Below are 16,455 nucleotides of genomic sequence, written 5' to 3'. Positions count from 1 at the left end.
TGCGCCTCCCGTCCCTGCGCCTCCCGTCCCTGCGCCTCCCGTCCCTGCGCGTCCCGTCCCTGCGCGTCCCGTCCCCGGCACTCGGCCGGATCAGCGCGCGGCGCGCGACCCGTCCGACGAGGATCCGGCACCGATGGCGGCAGCGAGCGCAGCGATGGCGCGGCGGCGCAGCCCGGCGACGAGGGCACCCGTGCCGGCGGCGCCGAGGCGCCCCGTCCGGGCGGGTTCCGCCGGCGCCTCCTCGACCCGCAGCACCGCGACCGAGGCGTTGTCCTGCCCCTCGACACCTTCCGCATCGACGGCGGCGAGCAGCCGCTCGGCGAGGGCCGTGGCCGCCACCTCGCCCTTGGTGCCGCCCAGAAGGCTCTCGATCGCCGCCTCGTCGAGGGTCAGCAGCCCGTCGGACGCCGCGAGGATCACGTCGCCCGGCCAGAGGGGCACAGGGGCGTCGGGGCAGTCGATCTCCTCGATGGTCTCGCCGCCAAGGGCCGAGGTCAGGCACGCCCGCGCGGGGTGACCGGCCGCCTCCGCTGCGCTCATCTCGCCCATCTCGACCAGGAGGTCGAGCTGGCGCGCGAGCGAATGCGTGGCATTCAGCCGCTCCAGCCGCCCCTCGCGCATCAGCCAGAGCGGGCTGTCGCCGACCGACACCCAGTGCAACCCGCCCGCCTCGACGGAGACGACGAGCAGCGTCGTGCTCATCCCCTCGAGCTCGGGATCGCCCTGTGCACGGGCGTAGACGGCGAGGTTGGCCGCCTCGGCCGCCTCGCGCAGCCGCTCGGCCGGGCTGCCCTCGGCCCGGGCCAGAGCGCGCAGCGCCACGTCGGCCGCGATGTTGCTGGCCAGATCGCCGCGGGCATGGCCGCCGCAGCCGTCGGCCAGCGCGATGGCGCCGGTCGCGCCCACGGCGGCGCCCAGAACGGCGTCTTCCTGCAGCGCACGTCCTCCGCGAGAGAGCGCGGTGGCCGCGTCGAGGCGAATGGCAGGCCCCTCGGTCATGTCCCGCCCGTCGCGCTGCCGCCCGCTGCGCCGCCGTCTGCCACGCCTTCGCTCCAGGAGAACCCGTCGCCGCAGAGTGCCACGAGGCGCAGCGTCGTCTCGCCGAGGCGGATCTCGTCGCCGCCCGCCACCTCTTCGGTCGCCAGCACCGGCCGGCCGTTGCGGCGCACGAGGTTCGTGCGCGAGCCGGCACCGAGGAAGAAGCGCCCCGTCTCGTCGTCGAACACGATCGAGGCGTGGCCCTGCCGCGAGATCGCCGTATCGCCGAAATCGAGGCGCACGGTCTGGTCTTCGCCACGGCCGAGCGTGGCCACGCCCGAGGTGAGCGCGAAGGACGCGCCGCGCCCTGCCCCGTCGACCACGACAAGCCAGCCGACGGGGAAATCGGGGCCACGGCCCGCGCAGGCCGCGCCGCCGCGCGCCATGGGGTCGTCGTCGGCCTCGGGGGGCCGGAAGCCGAGAACCCGCGTCTTCACCCGCGCACTGCGGCCGCCACGGGGCGCGCTCTCCGCGTCGTCTGCCCCGGCGTCGGCCAGCCCGAGCTCGGCCATCCGCGCAAGCTGTGCCCGGGCATAGGCCACCGGGTCGTCGGCATCCTCCTCGGGCGCGTCGCCCGGTTCCTCGGCGATGCCCTTCGGCGGGGCGCCGGCGCCGTCCGCCACCGGCGCACCGACCGGCGCGGCGGGCTCGGGCCGCCTTCCAAGAACGAAGGGCGCCGGGCTGCGCGACGCGGGCCTCGCGGCATCCGTGGCAAGGCGATCCGCTCCGCCCGAACGGTCCGCCGCGTCGGCCGCGTCCGCGGCGTCGCGCGGCCCGGAGGGGGACTCGGGCTCGCGCTCGGGCTTGGGTTCGCGCTCGGGCAACCCGGCGGCGGGATGGGCCGCCCCGCTCCGGTCGGTGCGGAGCGGGGCGGCGCCCCCCTCGCCCTCGCCCGGCGTGCCGATCCGGTCGAGCCAGTCGCCCCGTCCACCGCGCGATTCCGCGCGGGCAGAGGCCGGGCGCGGCGCACTCGCGGCGCCGCTCTCCTCCATCTCCCAGATGCGGGGCCGGCGCGGCAGCCCGGCCTGCTGCGCCGCGAGGCGTGCGCGCGCGGCGAAGGTCTCGTCGCCATGCCGGGCGAGCGCATCCGATACGGTCGCAGTCGACGACGGGCCCGATACCGGCCGATCGCTCGCCCCCGCGTCGGGGCGGAGCGCCGCCCGGGCGGCCTGCGCGGCGGCTTCCGAGACGGGAGACCCGTCTTCGGCGGGGCCAGGCATGCCGGACCCGGCTCCGGCCTCCAGGGGCGGCCGCTGGGCTCCGGCGGCCGCCGGCTCGACATGGGGCCGCTCGACGGCCCGCATCTGCGGCGCGTCGGCCAGGCGCGACGCGGGCGCAACCGGACCGTCCCCGGCGATCTCGCCGGCGACGGTCGAGCCCGGCCGCAAGGGCCCCTGCACCGGCCACGCGCCAGACTCGCCGCCGCCGCGCTCCGACCAGCCGAACCGTCCGCCGCCGAAGCCGAAGCCAGGCCGGCCGGCCGGCCCACTGTCGCGCCCGCCGGCGGCGTCGGTGCCGCCCGCATCCCTGTCCCTGAACATGCTCATGCGCCAAACCCTTCCTTGCTACTCGCATCCCGTGAGGCGGGGCGCAGCCAGCCGCCGCCGAGCATCAGCCCGAACAGCGAGCCGCGGCTCGTCCGCGCTGCCGCCGCCCCCGACCCGTCCTGCCGCGAGAGCGCGGCCGTCTCGGCCTGCTCGCGCTCCTGCCGCGCCCGCTCGACCCGCTCCTTGAGCAGCTTCGCGCGGTTGACCCCGCCCGCCCCGGGCACGTGCGGCACCTCGCCGTCGCCCTGCGGCACGACCGCCGCCTCGTCCTCCTCTGGGGGCGCCGCGCCGGGCGCGGGGGCCGGGACGGCGCGACGCGCCTCCGATTCCTGCCGCTGCCGCTCTCGGTAGGCGCGCTCGGCCTCCTCGGCCTCGCGCCGCGCCTCCTCGAGCCGCCGGCACCGTGCCGCCTCCTGCGCGGCGCGCTCTTCGGCCTCGCAGCGGGCGCGCTCCTCGAGCTCGCGCGTGCGCTCGGCATGCAGCGCCTGCACCTCCGGGTTCGTGGCCTCGACCAGCCGCCGCACCCGCTCGACGATCACCGCGTCGTCCATCGTCGGGTCGGGGAGGGGCGTGGCGGGGTCGGCGGCCGCTTGCGGCGGCGCGGCCCGCTCGATCGCGGCGAGCCAGTCGGCGGCGCTCTGCACCCGGTCGCGGGCGAAGACGGCGAGCGCCGTGTCGATCATCCGCAGGAAAGCCGGGTCGTAGCCGTCGGCCGTACCCTCGAGCGGAACGTAGGGGTCGGGCCGGCGCTCGGCGATGGCGGCGAGCCGGCGGTGCGAAAAGACCGGCGGATCTCCCGTGATCGCGCGGTAGAGCGACGCGGCGAGCGAATAGAGGTCGGAGGCGGGCGATTGCTCCCCCGCCTGCAGGTAGAACTCCTGCGGCGAGTAGCCGTCCTTCACCACGTGCAGCGTCGAGAGCACGCGGCTCTTGCGCCAGGCCGAATCGCGCGCCGCGCCGAAGTCGATCAGGATGGGCGTGTCGTCATGCGTCAGCAGGATGTTGTCCGGCGAGATGTCGCGGTGGAGCATCCCCATTCCGTGGACATGCCCGATCGCGTCGAGAAGTTGCACGGCGATCTCGCGCACAGTGTCGGGGTCGAGGCGCCATGTCTCCTGCTCGATGACGTCGTGCAGGTCGCGCCCGTCGATGTAGTCGAGCGCCATGTAGGCGGTTCCGTTCTCCTCGAAGACGTCGCGGACGCCCACGATGTTGGGGTGCTCGAGCTTGGCCAGCCGCCGCGCCTCCTGCCCGAAGAGGCGCACGACGGTCTCGAATTCCGACTGGTTCGCGTGCGAACGGGCGCGCACGACGCCGCCCGCGCGGCAGCACATCGAGGCGGGGTAGCATTCCTTCAGCACGACCCGCCGCTCGAGGCTGTCGCGTGCGAGGTAGGTGACGCCGAAGCCGCCCGAATTGAGGTAGCCCTCGACCAGGTACTGCCCCTGGAGCAGGGGCGTGCCGGGCGGCAGCGTGTCGCCGGCGGAAGAGCTGTCTTGCGGTGCGGCACTCACGGCCATCTGACCCCTGTCGGTCTGCGTCCCTCGATGCGGGCCCGTGGGGCCGCATTCGTCTGCAGACAGCTTCGGCAAGAGATCGGGCGCAAATAAGGCAGACTTTTCAGAAAATTCGCGGCAATTCGGGCGATTCCGTGTCAGGGCACCCGCCGGGGGCGACGGCGCGGGCCGGCTGGCCACGGCCGTTTCCGTGCGCGGGCCGGATTGCGGCGCGGACGCGGCGGGACATGTGGAAATGCCGGGCTCAGGCCCAGCCGAGCAGCATCTGCTGGAGGGTCGCGGCGAGGGCGTCGCCCGCCTCGGGCAGCGCGGCGATCCCGAGGGTGACGCCGCCCGAATGCAGCAGGGCGAGCGCATGGTCGGGCCGCGGCGCGGTGGCCAGGGTGCCCTCGGGCAGGGCGGCGGGGCACGCCGCGAGCGCGGCGGCAAGCGCATCGAGATCGGCGAGCGCGGCGGGGTCGCCGTCGCCGTCCGACGCGCCCCCCTCGACGGCGAGCCACGCGAGCAGCTTCTCGGGGTGGGCGGCGAAGGCATGTTCGAGCATCGCGGCAGGCTCGGGCACGGGGCCCGGCGCGAGAGCCTCGCCCCGCCGGGCGGCGAGATCGGCGACCGCCACGCCACGCCGCCCGGATGTGCCGGCGCGGGCCTCGGGGGCGATGCGCAGCGGCCCGCCCGCGGCGAAGTCGGCAAGGGTGTCGCACAGCCGATCCAGCCCCGCCGCGTCGGCGGCGTCGGGCGTGCAGGCCGCGATCGTGGCGCCGGGGCCGGGCCGCACCCCCAGAAGGCGACGGTTGGCGAGATCGAGCCGGAGCGTGGCGCCCCTCGCATCGGTCACGCGCAACGTCTGTGGCATCACCGCCTCGTCGAGCGCGGCGAGCAGGCTCGCAAGCGCCGAGCGGCGTCCGAACGGGCGCACCAGGCGGGCGGCGTCCGTGCGGGCGGCCGGCGCGGCCAGGGCCGCGAGCGCGCGGTCGAGCGCGGCGATCTCCTGCGGGCGGCCCATCAGGCGCCTTTTGCCGACAGCATGGCGGCGACGGCGGCCCGCGCGGCGGCGCGGGCCTCGGCCGGGGGCGTCTCGGGGTCGAAGACCAGGCAGAGCGCGGTGCCCGTCTCGCCCGGCAGGGCCAGCAGGGCGGCGAGCCCCGCGGCCGAAACGACCAGCCCCGCCTCGCCCTCGGCCCCGTCGAGCAGCGGGCCGGCGGCACGGCAGAGCCCGTCGAGCGCCTCCTGCGGCAGGCCGGGGTCGGCGCTCGTGCCGAGCACAAGCCCCGCGCTCACGTCGAGATAGGCGCAGGCATCGGCGCCCGGCGCCGCCCCGAGCGCCGCGTCCAGCCGCCGGGCGAGCGCGGGCGGCGGGCCGGAGCGGGGGCGGCCCGGGATCGGGCGGCCTGCGACCGAGGCGAGGCCCTGCATCACGCCGCCCCCCTCACGAACCGTAGGTCATATGGCCCGGCACCATCTGGCGGATGGCGGAGTGGGGCAGGCGCGTGCGCGAGCCGCCGTCGCCCCGTGCCTGCACCCGGCGCGGCACGACCGGGCGCGACGGCGCTGGCGCCGCCGCGGAAGCGGGCCGCCGCGGCGCCCCGTCGCCGGCATTGGCATGGGCATGGGCCACGATCGGGGTCGGCCGCCGGCGCGCGGCGTTGTCGATCCGGAACACGATGTCGAGCAGGCTGCGCGTGACGGCCTCGGCGCCGCTCACCTCCCAGGCGTCGCGGTCCTCGCCGGCGGTCGCGGCGAGCATCAGCGAGACGGGGAAAAGCCCGGCGAACATGCCCCCGGTCTCTGCCTTGACGCGGGTCACGACGCGCTGCAGGTCGGCCTCGCGCAGCTTGTCGGCACGGGTCAGCAGCAGCAGGCTGTTCGCGTGAAGCTCCGCCGGCAGTTCCTCCCACGTGGCCGCCTCCGACTGGCGCCACGCCTGGGTGGCATGGGTGCACCAGATCACGCCGTCGGCCTCGTGGATCAGCCGCTTCCAGACGGTCGCCTCCATGTTGGGGTCGGAGATGCCGGGCATGTCGATCAGGTCCATCAGCTCGAGCACCCCGGCGGCCAGCGGCACCCGGATGAAGGCGGTGTCGTGCGGGTCGATGCCCTCGATCTCGGCGGGGGGGATCGGGTGCGCGTGGCCCTCCAGATCCACCCGCTCGGGGCTGCCGGTGCCGTAGGTGTACCAGATCGGCGGCAGCTGCGTGGCCGTGACCTTCACCGGCGAGGCGCGCTCGCCGAGCAGCAGGTTGGCCAGCGTGCTCTTGCCGGCGCTGAACTCGCCCATCAGGGCGATGACGGGGCGGGCGCGGCCCCCGGCGGGGCGGTCGATCATCGTCATGCGGCCTCCGTGCTGCCGAAATCCTCTGCAAGGTAGAGCGTGAACGTGTCGCGCGCGGCGGCGAGGGTGGCGGCGCGGTCGCCCGCGCCGGGGCCGGCGACGCGCTCGGCCACCTCTTCGGCGCTGACCTCGTCGCGCATCCACAGGTCGACGAGCGTCTTGCGCTGACCGCCGATGAACTCGCGCAGCACGTCCTCGGCCCGCGCCCGGTCGGGTGTGCCGTACTCGGCCTTCACCTGATCGACCATGCGCGCGCATTCCGCCGCGATCAGGTCCGACATCTTCGCGGCGTAGGCCCCGTAGCCCTGCCGTCGGTTCCAGAAGCGCGACCACCAGCCCGCCTTGAGGTCGAGCGCGATGGTCTCGCCCAGGATGACCGGCGGGGCGAGTTGCGGCACGGGCGGCGGGGCGAGCGCCGCGCTGCCGGCGTCGAGCTCGAAGCCGCGCACGTAGAGGCCCGCGATCTCGGCCGCGGCCTCGCCATAGACCTCGCGGATCAGCTTGCCCGCCCGTGTCGAATACACCGTGAAAGCCGAGCGCAGCAGGATGCGCAGGCCCGTGGGGTCGTAGGTCCAGACCGCGCCCTCGCCCTCCCGCTCGAGATGGCGGGTCAGCGCCGCCACGGCCCGGTCGACGAAGCCCGCCTGCGCCCGGTCGAGCCGCTGGTGAAAGTCGGCCACGATCCCGTCGAAGCCCTCGGACAGCCGCGCCACCATGCGCGCCTCGATCCCGTCGACCTCGGGCAGAAGCGCGGCGCGGTCGATCGGCGCGGTCGCCACGGCGCCGATGGCGCGCGGACGCACCCGCGTCTCGGTGTCGAGCCGGGTGACGAGGTTCAGCCCGCCGCGCGCCACCTCGTCGGCCACCTCGGCGCCCACCGTTTCGGCCACCCGGTCGGCCAGCGCGCCGTAGAGGCCGGTCACGCCCGACAGCTCCCACACCGCCGCGCGATCGTAGCGGCCATCGGCGCCCTTGGGCAGGTCGCCGCACTCGGCCTCGGCCCAGCTCAGCAGCGCCGCCTCGCTCTGCGCGTCCATCTCGTGCAGCGTGTCGGCAATGGCGTGGCCGGCCCAGAGCGCGCTTCCGAAGACGATCTCGGCCTCCGACGGGCCGCGATGGTCGTGGATGGTCTGGCGGATGCTCTCCTCGATCTCGCCCACATGGGCGCCCGGCTCGGACAGCTCGTCGATCCGGTTGACGAAGATCACCACGTCGCGGCTGGGGATGTTGGCGATCAGCCGGATCAACGCCAGGTCGACCGCGTTCAGCGCCTGGTGCGCCGACAGCACCACGACGCAGGTGCGGCTGTCGCGAATCGCCTGGATCGTGATCTGCTCCCGCATCAGGAACGTGTCGTTCACCCCCGGCGTGTCGCGCAGGCACAGCGCGACGGGCATCTCGGGGCGGTGCAGGTGCAGGTCGGCCGAGCGGGTGATGTCGGCAAAGCGGCCCTGCCCGTCGGGGTCTTCGCCCTCGCCCGGCTCGTCGCCGAGGCACACGTAGCGTTCCACGAGGCCGGGATCGACCGTGGCGTAGCGGTGCTCCTGCCCCATCAGCAGCTCGAACTGCGCGCCGAGGCGGCGCATCGACTTCTTCCGCATCGCCTCGAGCTGGGCGGTGACGCGGGCGACTTCGTCCTCGGCGCCCGCGCGGCCGGCGAGCTCGCCGATGCGGCCGCCGTTCTTCATCAACCGCTGCCACTGGTCGGCCTCGAAGAACCGGAAGACGGCCTCGACCCCGTCGGCGGCGGGCTCGGGCGACAGGTGCAGCGAAGTGACGACCGATGTCCAGGGGTTGACGTCGGCGGGCAGCAGGCCGGGCTGGCCGACCATCGCGTTGACGAGGCTCGTCTTGCCGGCCTTGACCTGACCGATCATCGTGACGGCGGGCTCGGTGCGCCGAAGCATGCGCTTCAGCCGCCGCGACGTCGCGGCGACGGCGCGACCGCCGGTGCGCTCGAGCGCGTCGATGGCATGGGCGAGATCGGCATAGGCGTCGGCCATCGGCTGGAACGGCTCCATCGCCTGCGCGAGCAGGTCCTGTGCACCCGGTGCGCGGGCGAGCGGGGCGGCTTCGGTCTCGGTCGGCGCGTCGGCGGCGATGGCGGTCTGCACGGTCATGCGGTGCCCTGTCCTTGGTCATGGCCGGGGATCCGGCGGAGCACTCTCGACGGCGGCTGCCCTCGTGGCTGCCGCGAACTGGTCACTGTGGTTAATTATGGCTCAAGCAAGGTGGCCATTGTTGGGCAGGCCGCGGGCGAAACAATGGGGATCGCCAGGGGAGGTCTGTTCACGCGCCGGCGCGGGCCTCGAGCGCATGGCGCAGTTGGGCGAGCAGGCGCACCGCGTCGTGCGCGGCAGCCACGTCGGCCTCGGCCTCGAGCAGCACCAGCGTCTCCTCCGCTGCCGAGAGCAGCGCCGACAGCTCGCCCTGCGCGTCGGCGTCGGCGGCAGGCAGGCCGCCCTCGGCCATGTCGTCGAGCGTCTCGGCGAGGGCCCGCACCGTCTCGGCGCCCGCCCGGGCCACGGGCGGTGCCCCGCGCCCGGCGACCCCCGCCCGCAACCGGCGGGCGCGCAACCGGATGCGCGCGGCTCCCTCCCGGCAGAACGCGCGCAGCGGCTCTGAGAGCGGCGGAGCCGACGGCGCAGCGGCTCGCGGCGCGGAGCGGGGCCGCTCTGGGGCGACGCCCCTGCCGAAGAGCCGTGCTCCCACCGAAACGGGCCGCTCGGACACCGGCGGCGCCCCCGGAGCACGCGCTGGCACCACGCGCTCCGGCGTGGCGGACCCGGGCGTGGCGGGCTCGGGCGCGGCGGGCTCGGGCGCGGCGGGCTCGGGCGCGGCGGGCTCGGGCGCGGCGGGCTCGGGCGCGGCGGGCTCGGGCGACACCGACGAGGCCGGCGCGCGGGAGGTATCACCGCCGTGGCTCTGAAGAAACAGAAGTGCCGCATCCGCGTCGGCCTGTCGTCCGAGCGCGACGTGGCGCTGCACCTCGGCCGCCAGCTGCGGCCCGGCCGGCACGCCCTGTCCCGGGACGACGACGCGCAGGAAGTCGTCGCGGGCCGCGGCGGCGGCCTGCCGCGCCTCGGCGCCCGCCCCGTCCAGCACGAGGAAGCCGTGGTCGCGCAGGCGCGCGGGCGCCGAGCGCCACGCCGCACGTTCGTCGGGGCCGAAGCCGTGCGACCACCACACCGCCACGTCGGCCCGCCGTGCGGCCCAGGCCAGTGCGGCCAGCAGGTCGTCTGCCGACGGTTCGGTCACGAGGTCGGTCAGCGTGATCCGCCGCAGCGCGGGCAGGGGGCGCTCCACCGTCACGAGCGCCGCCTCGGGGTCGGCCATCGCCTCTGCGATGTCGGCCCCCTCGACCAGCGCGCCGCAGCCAAGCCGCCGGACGACGCGCGCCTCGGCGCCAAAACGCAGCTCCAGCGGCGGGCGCCCGGGCAGATCGGGAAGGTCGGCCAGAGTCTCGTCGCCCGCCAGCGCGGCAAGCCCCGCGCCCCGCCCCGCCGCCTCGGGCCCGACGAGGGCCACGCGCACCGGCGCCTCAAGCCGCGCCAGCAGCGCCTCTGCCCGCTCGGCGACGCGCGCCGGCAGCCCGCCCGCAAGGACCAGCGCCCGCAACCGTGCCGCGGCGGCGTCGAAGGCCGGGTCGTGAATCATCCCGTTGGCCCGGCCTGACCCGTCAGGGCGGGCACGGCCCCGACGGGGGCCTCGGCCCGTGACTCGGCCCGCGACCCGGCCCGTGACTCGGGCGCGACTCGCCGCGCAGGGCCGCCGCCTGTCCGCGCCGGCCCGATCCGCACCACGGCGAGCGAGACGTTGTCCTGCTCGGGGTCGTCCAGCGCCGCGACCGCGCGCATCAGGGCATCGGCGATCCCCGCGGCGGGCGCCGCGGCATGGGCACGCAGCACCCGGCGGATCTCGGCCTCGTCGAGATGCAGCAGGCCGTCGCTGGCAAATACCAGCACGTCGCCGTCCTCGAGGCGGAAGGGGACGCGCGGGCAATCGACATGCGCCACGGGGCCGCCCGAGAGCACCGAGATCAGGCTGGTGCGCTCGGGGTGCCGGGCGGCGGCCTCGGCGTCCATCCGGCCCTCTTCCACCATCGCGCGCATCACCGAGCCGAAGGAATGATCCTCGTTCAGCCGCAAGAGCGCGCCGTCGCGGAACAGGTAGAGCGGCGAATCGCCCACCGAGATCCAGTGGAGCGTCCGACCCCGCAGCACGCCGGCGACCAGCGTGGCGCCCATGCCGGCGGCGCCGGGGCTCTCGTCGACATAGGCGTGCAGGCAGGCGTTGGCGCCCTCGGCGGCGCGGCGCAGGGCGGCGGGCACGTCCGCCGCGCTGCTCGCCAGTTCGGCGCTGCGCAGCTTCAGCTCGCTGAAGACCTCGGTCAGCACGATCCGGCCGGCCACGTCGCCGCAGCGATAGCCCCCCATCCCGTCGGCCAGGACGACGAGGCCCAGCTCGGCCCCGAGGGGGCAGTCGCAGATCACCGCGTCCTCCTGATGCGCGCGCCGGCCGACATCCACCGCCATTGCGGCGTCGAGGCGCGGCTCAGAGGGCGGCTGCATCCGGCGCGCCCTCCACGGTGTCGTCGGACCAGCTGAAATCGGGGCCGCAGAGCGCGACGAAGCGCAGCGTCGTCTCGCCGATCCGGATGCGGTCGCCGTTCGACAGCGCTTCGGTCGTCAGCACCGGGCGGCCGTTGAGGCGGACGAGGTTGGCCTTGCCGCCGTGGCCGAGCCAGCACGCCCGGCGCTCGTCGTCGTAGGCGATGGCCGCATGGGTGTCGCGCGAGATCGCGGTGTCGCCGAGATCGAGCTGCACGGTCTGCCCTTCGCCGCGGCCGAGGGTCGAGAGCCCGTCGAACAGCGCGAAGGCGGCGCCGCGGCCCGGCCCGCGCTCGACCACCAGCCAGCCGACGGGGAAGCGCGCGGGCGCGGCGGCAGCGGCCCGCTGGCGCGGCTGGCCGAGCGGATCGTGCCCGTGATCGTCAGCACCGTCGGGCGCGCGGAAGCCGAGCAGACGGGTCTTCACCCGCCCGGCAGGCGGCGGTGGCGGCTCGGGCAGATCACCCAGATCGGCGGCGGCGGGCGCCACGGCCTCGGGCGCAGGCATTCCGTGCCCCGGGGTGCCCGGCAGACTGTCGGCATCGCCGCTGTGGCGCGGCTCGCGGGCCGGGTCATCGCCCATGCGGGGCTCGGCCTCCGGCGCCAGAGGCGCCTCGGGCTGCGGCGCGCGCAGGTCGGCGGTCACCGTGGCGTTTTCACGGGCACGCGGCGCGGCGGCCTCGTCCATATCGGGTGCACCTGCATCCATGCCGATCGCCCCTGCCTCGGTGGAGGCGGACGCGAAGCCGTCGTCTTCGCCCTCGCCGAGCGGCGCGTGGGCCGGTGTGGTGCCGGACATGTCGCGCCCGGCGCGCACGGGATCAACGAGGCGGAGCGGTTGCGACCCGGCTTGCGGGCCCGGCATCATGCCGTTCCCGGGCCGGTCCGACACCGGCGCGGGCGGCGCCGACGGATCGTCGATGGGGGGCATGTCAGCCAGCCGCGACACAGGCTCGGCCCGGTCGCCAGCGGGCGGGTCGCTCAGTCGGCGGCGGCCGGGCTGCGTGCCGGCCCGCCCCACGAGGCCGGCCGGGCGCGACTCGGCGACGGCGCGTCGAAACGGTGAGGCGCGCAACGGGCGCGAGCGGGGCTCGACGCCCTCGCCCGGCGCGACGTCGAGCCCCCAATCGTCGTCGTCCATCGGCTGCGCCCGCTCGAGCCGAGAGACCGGCGCCGCGCCGCCCTCGGCGGTCGCCGGGGCCATGCCACCTTGCCGGCCGGTATGGTCGGGGTCGTTCGCCAGCCACGGATCGGGGACGTCTTGGCGGGGGGTCTCCGGCTCCGGCATCTCGCCTTCGGTCGGTCCGGGCTCCGGCATGCCGCTGCCGGTCATTGTGTCGCCGGCCATCCCGCCCGTGGAGCTCTCGAGGCTCTCGGCCGGGGCATCGGCAGGCGCGGTGCCGTCGTTCTCGCGTGCGAGCTGCGGCGGCCATTCCAGCGGATCGGGCAGGTCGGCCCGGTCGAAGCCCGGCGGCGGGCCGACCTCGGGGTGGGTCGCTCCGAAGCCCTGCCGGAAACCCTGCCCGAATTCCGGGGCGACACCCGGCCCGGCGCCAGGCCCGCCACCATGTTCGTCATGGCGCGACTCGCGACGCTTGCGGTCGATCATTTCGTCGATGAATCTCATATCCCCTGACCCTCGCGTAACCTCTCTTCCCTGCTACGCGGCGTCGCCCTTCCCCAAGGCATGCAGGCCGCGCGGCCGGTGCGTCGGTGAACATACGGATCGCGGCCGAGGCCGCCGGACAATCTCTACAATTCGAATGAGTGCCCCCGGATTGTGGCAGCGGCGTGGATGGATTCGGGCCATCGCTGGCCACACCGCCGGCGCGCCCTGCCGGGCCGCCGGAACAAGCGCGGCGCGGCGGCGGTTGCCCCTCCGGCAATTCGGGCAGGGACCCGGACAGGGAGATACGGTTGCAGGGACAGGCCAGCCTAACCTGGGTCGCCCGGCCGGGTGCGGTGGTGCGGGCCTCGCTGGCGCAGGCGCACGTGGCGGCGATGGTGCTGGCCGTCCCTCTCGCGGTGGCGCTCGGAGAAGGCGCGTGGGCGGTCGCCGCGGCTCTCGGTGGGTCGCTCGTGCTGCCGATTGTCGCCGCCGGCCTTGCCGGCCGCTACCCCCCGGGCCGCGACCTGCGCCAGATCGAGGCGGTGGCGGTGATCGTCCTGCTCTTCGTCGGCGTGTCGGTGCTTGCGGTGCCGGGTTTCATGGCGCTGGGCCTGTCCCCCGTGGACGCGCTGTTCGAATCCGTCTCGGCGATCACCTCGACGGGGCTGACCGTGGCGGAGGGAACGATGGGCTGGCCGCTCGCCGGCCACGCGCTGCGCGGGTGGATGCAATGGGCGGGCGGCTTCGCCATCGCGGTGGCGGGGGTGGCGCTGATCCTCGGCCCCGGCTCGGCCCGCGGTGCGGCGAGCGCGCTGGGCCGCGCCGGCCTGCCCGAGCGCGATCTCTTGTCCTCGACCCGCGCGCAGGCGCGACGCCTGCTCGTGGCCTATTCCGCGCTCACGGTGCTGGCGGCGGCGGCCTTCGTGCCGCTGTTCCCCACCTGGTGGGAGGGGGTCGCAGTGGCGCTCGCCGCCGTCTCGACCGGGGGCTTCACGCCCCGCCCCGACAGCCTGGAGAGCTATTCGCGCGCCGCGCAGGCGGCGACGATGGTCGCCTGCCTCGCCACGACCTTCTCGCTGATGGCCTATGTTCGCGTCCGCCGCGACGGGCCGCGCGCTGCCTTTGTCGAGAGCAACGCCGCCCGCGTGGTCGTGCTCTGCCTCGCGGTGTCGGTCACCGCGGCGGGGCTGCGACTGGTCTCGGGGGGCTCGCCGTCCCACGCGCTCGACGCGCTGCTCAACACGCTGAGCGGGGTGACGACGGCGGGGTTCAGCGTCGCGCCGATCGGGCTGCATACGCCCGTCATGGCGCTGATCCTCGGCGCGATGGTTGTGGGCGGGGGCGCGGGCTCGACCACCGGCGGCATCAAGCAGGAGCGGGCGGCGACCCTCGCCGCGATGGTGCGGGTCGCGCTCACCCGGCTGAGATCGCCGCCGCGCGCCGTCACGCCGCTCAAGACCCACGGCGCGCGGATGCGGCCGGGCCAGGTGACCGCGCTCGGGGCGGTGCTGTTCCTGTACGCAGCCTCGACGATGGTCGTCTGGATCCTGCTACTTCTGGGCGGTGTGGCGCCGATGCCGGCGCTCTTCGACACCGTCTCGGCGCTGTCGACCGTAGGCCTGTCTATGGGGGCCGCTGGTCCCGACCTCGCCTGGCCGCTCAAGCTGGTGCTCGCCGCGGCGATGCTGCTGGGGCGGCTCGAATTCCTCGCGCTCGTGGCCGTGCTCTCGCCCGGCACCTGGGCGCCGCTGCACCGATAGGAGCAAGTCATGCGCATTGTCATCGTCGGCGCCTCGCGCTTCGGCACCGCCACCGCCGCGCACCTGACCGAGGCGGGGCACGAGGTGGTCGTCGTCGACCGCGACGCCGACAAGCTGCAGGCCCTGTCCGACGAGGTCGACGCGGGGCTGCTCGAGGGCGACGGATCGCTGCCGACGGTGCTGCGCGACGCCTACGGCGACGGGGCCGACGCGCTGGTGCTGCTGACCAATGTCGACGACGTCAACATCCTCGCCGCGCTGGTCGGGCGTTCGGTCGGCTACCCCAGGGTGGTGCCGCAGATCGTGCGCAAGGAGCTGCTGGCCGTCTGCGAGGAACTGGGGCTCCAACACCTCATCACGCCACACGCGACCGTCGCCCGCTCGATCGCGCGCACGCTCGAAAGCCGGCACGACGCCGCGCTCGACCTGCGCTCGCACAGGGGCTTCGACGTGCTGGGCTACCGCGTGGGCGAACGCCACGACGGCGCGCGACTGGCCGACCTCGAGCTGCCCGAGGCGACCCGCGCCGTCGCCGTGGCGCGCGGCTCGGGCGACGAGTTGCTGACCGACGAGACGCGGCTGAGAAGCGGTGACCTGCTGATCGTGGCCGTGGCCGCCGAGGCGCAAGAGCAGATGGACGAACTGTTCCCGTCCGGTTCGGATTAGGCGTCGCCACCCTGCGCACGACAAGTCCGCCGCGACCGCGTGCCAAGTCTCCGGGCGGCGTCTCCGGGCGGCGGGGCGTCGCCTGCTGCAGTCGCGAACCGGGGCGATTATCCCGCCCGCCGGGCCTGCCGCGGCGCGCCGAAAGGCTGGCAGACCCGAGCGGCCGACGCTGTGGAGCGGCGGGACACCGGGGCCTCGCCCGGAGGGAGCCGCCAGCGCGCCGCCGGCGGCCCGGAAGGCGGAGCCGTCAGGCGCGCGCGGCGGCCGAAGGCTCCGAGATGCCCACGGCGGCCCGCTCGCCGAACCCGGCGCGGGCGAGGTCGGCCAGCGCCACCATGCCGACGAGGCGCTTGTCGGCGTTGACGACCGGCAATCGGCGCACCTGATTCTGCGCCATGTTGTCGGCGACATCGGCGCAGTCGGCGTCGTCGAAGCAATAGAGCACGCCGTTCGACATCACGTCCTCGACGCTGCTCTCGTCCATCTGACGGCCGGCGGCGACGCCGCGCAAGGCGATGTCGCGGTCGGTCACCATCCCCACGAGGGTGTCGTTCGCGCCCACGGGCAGCGCGCCCACGTCCTCGTCGGCCATGCGCTTCGCGGCCTCGCGCACGCCGGTGTCGGGGCTGACGAGCTCGACGGTCCCGGTCATGATCTCGGATACCTTCATGTCGCTCCTCTCCTTCTCTTCGATCCGGTTCAACGCGGCGGAAACGGGCGGGGCGCCGGGATGTTTCGCGGCGCCCCGATGCCGACGCGCCTTTACTGCGGAACGATGTCCTCGATCCGCCGCGGATCGAGGTCGCCGGTCTGCGAGAGCTCGGTGTAGAGCGCGGCCACCTGCGCATCGGTGATCTGCGAAACGTCGGTCGACCAGCCCGCACGCACCAGCGCCGCCTCGACCGTCCGGCGCAGGCTTTCGCTTCCGGCAACGGTGCCGGCATCTATGCCCTGGGGCTGGTAACCGGCATCCGCGGCGATCGTGGTGACCGCTTCTTCCTTGTCCTGCCGGTCGGTGGCGGTCAGCGTCAGCAGGATACCGGCGAGCTGGCCGCTCGACAGCTTGTCGATGGTGACGCCGTCGATACCGATGGCCTGCAATTCCTCGAGCACCGCGTCCTCGAGCGCGGTCGTGCCCGCGGCGGCCTCTCCGGCCCCGGAGCTGTCGGCCGCCTCGACGGCCTCGTCGGCCTGGGCGTGGGCCATGGGCGCGGATAGCACCAGTGCGAGGATCGCGGCAAACGACGGACAAAGCGTGGAGCGCGTCAAGGGCTGCCTCCTTTCGATTGCGGTGAAGGCCGGTCACGCCCGCGGGCATGACGGCCGGAGCCGCGCATGACGGGCGCGGCACTCATCGCCCGTCGAACCGCCGGCGGCGG

14 protein-coding genes are annotated in these 16,455 nt (G+C 75.1%); 2 read left to right on the top strand and 12 right to left on the bottom strand.

The genetic code is table 11. From position 1 onward, the window contains the following. Positions 1-90 precede the first annotated feature (90 nt). From DLJ49_RS04775 to DLJ49_RS22325, 10 genes are all read right to left on the bottom strand, one after another. The gene (locus DLJ49_RS04775; protein ID WP_115392390.1) at positions 91-999 is read right to left on the bottom strand and encodes a PP2C family protein-serine/threonine phosphatase; all 909 of its coding nucleotides are present in this window, start codon (positions 997-999) and stop codon (positions 91-93) included. Next, positions 996-2,585 carry an FHA domain-containing protein gene (locus tag DLJ49_RS22330; protein WP_233488745.1) on the bottom strand — a complete coding sequence of 530 codons (1,590 nt, stop codon included), beginning with the start codon at positions 2,583-2,585 and terminating at the stop codon, positions 996-998. Before DLJ49_RS22330 ends, DLJ49_RS04775 begins: the two co-directional genes overlap by 4 nt. Next, positions 2,582-4,105 (bottom strand): serine/threonine-protein kinase, encoded by a 1,524-nt coding sequence (locus tag DLJ49_RS04765; RefSeq protein ID WP_158547393.1) that lies wholly within the window; start codon positions 4,103-4,105, stop codon positions 2,582-2,584. Before DLJ49_RS04765 ends, DLJ49_RS22330 begins: the two co-directional genes overlap by 4 nt. 241 nt (positions 4,106-4,346) lie before the next feature. Then, a complete protein-coding gene (locus DLJ49_RS21665) occupies positions 4,347-5,105 on the bottom strand; it encodes a hypothetical protein (protein WP_158547392.1) in 759 nt (252 codons plus the stop codon). Further along, complete coding sequence (locus DLJ49_RS04760; protein ID WP_115392388.1) at positions 5,105-5,515, bottom strand: hypothetical protein; 411 nt, start codon at positions 5,513-5,515, stop codon at positions 5,105-5,107. The genes DLJ49_RS21665 and DLJ49_RS04760 overlap by 1 nt, the downstream gene beginning before the upstream one ends. Positions 5,516-5,528: 13 nt before the next feature. Then, the gene (locus DLJ49_RS04755; protein WP_158547391.1) at positions 5,529-6,431 is read right to left on the bottom strand and encodes a GTPase; all 903 of its coding nucleotides are present in this window, start codon (positions 6,429-6,431) and stop codon (positions 5,529-5,531) included. Beyond that, positions 6,428-8,551 (bottom strand): dynamin family protein, encoded by a 2,124-nt coding sequence (locus DLJ49_RS04750; RefSeq protein WP_115392386.1) that lies wholly within the window; start codon positions 8,549-8,551, stop codon positions 6,428-6,430. The genes DLJ49_RS04755 and DLJ49_RS04750 overlap by 4 nt, the downstream gene beginning before the upstream one ends. A 169-nt stretch (positions 8,552-8,720) precedes the next feature. Further along, on the bottom strand, positions 8,721-10,088 hold the full coding sequence (locus tag DLJ49_RS21660; RefSeq protein WP_158547390.1) for a hypothetical protein: 1,368 nt from the start codon (positions 10,086-10,088) through the stop codon (positions 8,721-8,723). Next, positions 10,085-11,002, bottom strand: a complete 918-nt coding sequence (locus tag DLJ49_RS04740; protein ID WP_115392385.1) for a PP2C family protein-serine/threonine phosphatase — start codon at positions 11,000-11,002, stop codon at positions 10,085-10,087. The genes DLJ49_RS21660 and DLJ49_RS04740 overlap by 4 nt, the downstream gene beginning before the upstream one ends. Further along, positions 10,986-12,668: an FHA domain-containing protein gene (locus DLJ49_RS22325; protein ID WP_233488743.1), complete on the bottom strand. Its 1,683-nt coding sequence runs from the start codon at positions 12,666-12,668 to the stop codon at positions 10,986-10,988. Before DLJ49_RS22325 ends, DLJ49_RS04740 begins: the two co-directional genes overlap by 17 nt. Positions 12,669-12,958: 290 nt before the next feature. Here DLJ49_RS22325 and DLJ49_RS04730 point away from each other — a divergent pair, with 290 nt between their 5' ends. Beyond that, on the top strand, positions 12,959-14,410 hold the full coding sequence (locus tag DLJ49_RS04730; protein WP_115392384.1) for a TrkH family potassium uptake protein: 1,452 nt from the start codon (positions 12,959-12,961) through the stop codon (positions 14,408-14,410). A 9-nt stretch (positions 14,411-14,419) separates the two neighbouring features. Next, entirely contained in the window at positions 14,420-15,076 is a 657-nt protein-coding gene (locus DLJ49_RS04725; protein ID WP_115392383.1) for a potassium channel family protein, read from the top strand. A 247-nt stretch (positions 15,077-15,323) separates the two neighbouring features. Here DLJ49_RS04725 and DLJ49_RS04720 read toward each other — a convergent pair whose 3' ends face one another. Then, a complete protein-coding gene (locus DLJ49_RS04720; protein WP_115392382.1) occupies positions 15,324-15,746 on the bottom strand; it encodes a CBS domain-containing protein in 423 nt (140 codons plus the stop codon). A 92-nt stretch (positions 15,747-15,838) separates the two neighbouring features. Further along, positions 15,839-16,282, bottom strand: a complete 444-nt coding sequence (locus DLJ49_RS04715) for a hypothetical protein (protein ID WP_147277261.1) — start codon at positions 16,280-16,282, stop codon at positions 15,839-15,841. Between the last annotated feature and the right edge of the window lie 173 nt (positions 16,283-16,455).

Source organism: Rhodovulum sp. 12E13 (assembly GCF_003340565.1).
In the GTDB taxonomy this organism is placed as follows: Bacteria; Pseudomonadota; Alphaproteobacteria; order Rhodobacterales; family Rhodobacteraceae; genus HLUCCA09.
The sequence above is the reverse complement of the archived record's forward strand: the minus strand, read 5'-3'. Positions and strand labels throughout refer to the sequence as shown.

Coding starts and splice junctions, on each gene's coding strand:
- DLJ49_RS04775 (WP_115392390.1), bottom strand. CDS start 999: ATGACCGAGGGGCCTGCCATTCGCCTCGACGCGGCCACCGCGCTCTCT.
- DLJ49_RS22330 (WP_233488745.1), bottom strand. CDS start 2,585: ATGAGCATGTTCAGGGACAGGGATGCGGGCGGCACCGACGCCGCCGGC.
- DLJ49_RS04765 (WP_158547393.1), bottom strand. CDS start 4,105: ATGGCCGTGAGTGCCGCACCGCAAGACAGCTCTTCCGCCGGCGACACG.
- DLJ49_RS21665 (WP_158547392.1), bottom strand. CDS start 5,105: ATGGGCCGCCCGCAGGAGATCGCCGCGCTCGACCGCGCGCTCGCGGCC.
- DLJ49_RS04760 (WP_115392388.1), bottom strand. CDS start 5,515: ATGCAGGGCCTCGCCTCGGTCGCAGGCCGCCCGATCCCGGGCCGCCCC.
- DLJ49_RS04755 (WP_158547391.1), bottom strand. CDS start 6,431: ATGACGATGATCGACCGCCCCGCCGGGGGCCGCGCCCGCCCCGTCATC.
- DLJ49_RS04750 (WP_115392386.1), bottom strand. CDS start 8,551: ATGACCGTGCAGACCGCCATCGCCGCCGACGCGCCGACCGAGACCGAA.
- DLJ49_RS21660 (WP_158547390.1), bottom strand. CDS start 10,088: ATGATTCACGACCCGGCCTTCGACGCCGCCGCGGCACGGTTGCGGGCG.
- DLJ49_RS04740 (WP_115392385.1), bottom strand. CDS start 11,002: ATGCAGCCGCCCTCTGAGCCGCGCCTCGACGCCGCAATGGCGGTGGAT.
- DLJ49_RS22325 (WP_233488743.1), bottom strand. CDS start 12,668: ATGAGATTCATCGACGAAATGATCGACCGCAAGCGTCGCGAGTCGCGC.
- DLJ49_RS04725 (WP_115392383.1), top strand. CDS start 14,420: ATGCGCATTGTCATCGTCGGCGCCTCGCGCTTCGGCACCGCCACCGCC.
- DLJ49_RS04720 (WP_115392382.1), bottom strand. CDS start 15,746: ATGAAGGTATCCGAGATCATGACCGGGACCGTCGAGCTCGTCAGCCCC.
- DLJ49_RS04715 (WP_147277261.1), bottom strand. CDS start 16,282: ATGGCCCACGCCCAGGCCGACGAGGCCGTCGAGGCGGCCGACAGCTCC.